This is a genomic window from Brevibacillus invocatus (genome assembly GCF_003710915.1).
Classification (GTDB): Bacteria; Bacillota; Bacilli; order Brevibacillales; family Brevibacillaceae; genus Brevibacillus; species Brevibacillus invocatus.
On record NZ_RHHR01000097.1, the window covers coordinates 1 to 1,195 of the forward strand.

The window sequence follows — 1,195 nt, forward strand, 5'->3', positions numbered from 1 at the left end:
CTTTCCGTCTTCTCTCATGCGGGAGAAGACTCTATCCGGTATTAGCATAAGTTTCCCTATGTTATCCCAGTCTTATGGGCAGGTTGCCTACGTGTTACTCACCCGTCCGCCGCTAGCCTCCGAAGAGACTCGCTCGACTTGCATGTATTAGGCACGCCGCCAGCGTTCGTCCTGAGCCAGGATCAAACTCTCCAATAAAGTTTGTATCTGGTTCAAAGCTGGCAAATCAATTCATGATAGACTCATCAACGCTTTCGCTGTTCAGTTTTCAAAGAGCAATTTCACAACAACCTCTTAATGGTATCACGCAGCCTAGATATCTGTCAACAACTTTCTCAAATTGTTTAGTGTGACTTTCTGAATCTGCTTACCATCCCGCTAGTGGATGAAGAGGTATCTAACTGCGAGCAAGAATTAATATACCACCAAATCAATTTTAGTACAAGTGAAAATTATAAAGCCGCTTGAAAATATTCAAGCGGCTTCACTTTTATCACGTTTCCTCTAGTCACGTGCGCGCATGTGAGGGAAAAGCAGTACATCGCGAATGGATGGAGAATTCGTCAACAGCATGATCAGACGGTCAATCCCGATACCCAGTCCACCTGTTGGCGGCATACCGTATTCCAGCGCTTCAATGAAATCGTCATCCATATCATGCGCCTCGTCATTCCCCGCTTCTTTTTCCAGCAGCTGCGCTTCAAAGCGCTCGCGTTGATCGATAGGATCATTCAGCTCTGTAAACGCATTGGCGTGTTCGCGCGCCACAATAAACAGTTCAAAACGATCCGTAAAACGAGGATCCTGTTCATTTTTCTTAGCCAGTGGCGAGATCGCGACCGGATGTCCGTATACAAACGTTGGCTGGATCAGGGTATGCTCCAGTTTTTGCTCGAAGAATTCATTCACCACATGACCAAACGTATGATGCGGCTCAACCGCTACTCCATGCTCTTTGGCCAGTGCACGGGCCTCGTCATCGCTCATTTCCTTCCAGAAATCAACGCCCAGGTTTTCCTTAATCAGGTCAACCATATGTACACGGCGCCATTGCGGAGTGAGATCAATTGTATTGCCCTGATACTCGATTTTCATCGTACCCAAAACTTCCTGCGCCACATGCGCAATCAGATTTTCGGTCAATTTCATAATGTCCTGGAAGTCCGCGTAAGCCTCATACAGCTCGATCATCGTG

1 protein-coding gene and 1 rRNA gene are annotated in these 1,195 nt (G+C 47.0%); both read right to left on the reverse strand.

The window, feature by feature from the left end; all coding sequences use genetic code 11:
* Window positions 1-198: ribosomal RNA gene (locus EDM52_RS24185) — 16S ribosomal RNA — on the reverse strand; the annotation flags it as partial.
* A gap of 306 nt (window positions 199-504) precedes the next feature.
* The coding region (locus EDM52_RS24190; RefSeq protein WP_338068350.1) for an amino acid--tRNA ligase-related protein at window positions 505-1,195 on the reverse strand (691 nt) is incomplete at its 5' end.